This is a genomic window from Azovibrio sp. (assembly GCF_049658005.1).
Lineage (GTDB): Bacteria > Pseudomonadota > Gammaproteobacteria > Burkholderiales > Rhodocyclaceae > Azovibrio.
Map to the genome: position 1 here is coordinate 1 of NZ_JBASOH010000014.1, position 1,747 is coordinate 1,747.

The 1,747-nt window shown below is 44.6% G+C and carries 2 protein-coding genes; both read left to right on the forward strand.

Features of this window, described 5'->3' with window-relative positions; all coding sequences use genetic code 11:
* Nucleotides 1-347: 347 nt before the first annotated feature.
* The gene (locus tag WBH99_RS01165; RefSeq protein ID WP_424218271.1) at nt 348-539 is read left to right on the forward strand and encodes a hypothetical protein; all 192 of its coding nucleotides are present in this window, start codon (nt 348-350) and stop codon (nt 537-539) included.
* 496 nt (nt 540-1,035) lie between these two features.
* Nucleotides 1,036-1,747, forward strand: a 712-nt coding sequence (locus tag WBH99_RS01170) for a hypothetical protein (protein WP_424218272.1), incomplete at its 3' end; no start/stop codon positions are given.

The following is a 1,747-nucleotide window of genomic DNA, read 5'->3' on the forward strand; positions in this document are numbered from 1 at the left end:
GGACAGGATAACGAAAAAAAGCGGCCCTAAGCGAATGGGCAGCTTTCCCTTGTACGAAAGTAGAATGCGGTAGATTACACCTTGCCAACGGTAAGATTAACAGGAAGTTAGACCCCATCACCTAGAGATTCAAGCTCGAGACCAACTTAATCCTGAACGGTAATGCTGTATTTGATATACAACTGGGCGATAATGCTACCAACGCCTTGCAAATAACTCTGGAAAAGGCATCTGTTGATGTTACAAGTGAAGGAGAACGATCCAGGATCAGAATAAACAGCGGTAGTCTGGCATCAGGTAGAACACCGGTTCACATGATTATCGAGGGAGATTTTACAGAACGCTCCATGAACCTCTACCTAAACGGGAAGCAGGTTTCTGACTTTGTCCCGTTTGCGGACAGGAAGGCTGAACGAATCGACCTTCTTCGTCTGACCGCCCGGGGGTGCGTGGAGATAGAAGATATCTTCCTGTTCAGTTATGATCCAGCCTTCGACACACCGCAACAACCCATCCGTTCATCCATCAGCCTGGACTAAGACTTTGAGCGAAAGCCGGACGTAAATGGTTGGAATACATTAGGTTTTGATGACAATCACTGGAGAAGAGTCACCCTTCCCGCCGTGTATGGCGGTATCCGTGAGGCGGGAGAGAACTTGTACCTGTGTCATGAAATAGAGCTGGAGCCTTTTGAAAAAGCTACTCTGGAAATCGAAACCATTGATCCTGCCGGAGAGATATGGGTCAATGGTCAGGTGGTGGTTGTCACAAAAGGAAGGCATCCGATAAGACTCGATCTCACAGATTGTCTGAAACCGGGAAAAAGGCATTGCTGCTTGTACTGTTTGATAACGTCGGCAAAATCGTACCGCTGCGTCGGATGAAACAGTACTGTTGCGTCGGAGTAAATCGTACTGTTGCGTCGGAGTAAATCGTACCGTTGCGTCGGAGTAAATCGTACCGCACGATGAGACTGTAATTTTTTTAAAAAATTCATAATATTGCTCTATCATTAACATGTTAAGAAGTGGTATTATGGCTAATTCAAAAATTACAATGCTTAAATTAAAAACATTAATGCAGTATCTTGCCGCCGGCCGTCCCTATGAGCACATTTGCAGACAACTCAACATGGGAAAGGGTACCCTGAGTGATTATCGACAACGCGCGATAGCAACAGGACAAAGCTTTAAAGCTTTGAGTCAACTTAGTGATGCCGAACTGAAAGCATTGCTACAGCCACCGGGAAACAAAAAAGAGAAAGATCCACGTTTTCTTGATCTGGAACCATTGCTGCCCGAAATTGTTAACGAGTTAGAGGAACCGCATACCACGATGGAGTATCTTTGGGAACAATACATTAAAAACCATCCAAATGGGTACAAACTAACTCAATATAAAAAGTATATAGGCGAATATCGTAAAGCTCACAACCTGGCTTATATGAATCATTATCGACCCGGAGAAGAAATGCAGGTTGACTTCGCCGGAGATGTATATTACATTCTGGATCCAATAACCGAAGAAGCAGATGAGGTATATATGCTATGTGCTATTATGCCCTATAGCGGCTTTGGTTTTGGATATTGGATGACGTCGACAGATATGGAACATACTTTTCACGGCTTATCCAAATGCTTGACTTACCTGCATTCCGCGCCACTCATTGCAAAGAGTGACAACATGCGGCAGTGGGTTCAGAAAGCAGACAGGTATGTTCCCACCTTTTCCGAGACATGTCTACAAT

What these genes read in the sequence shown, in the direction of transcription:
- WBH99_RS01165 (WP_424218271.1), top strand. Translation starts at nt 348, where the DNA reads ATGAACCTCTACCTAAACGGGAAGCAGGTTTCTGACTTTGTCCCGTTT.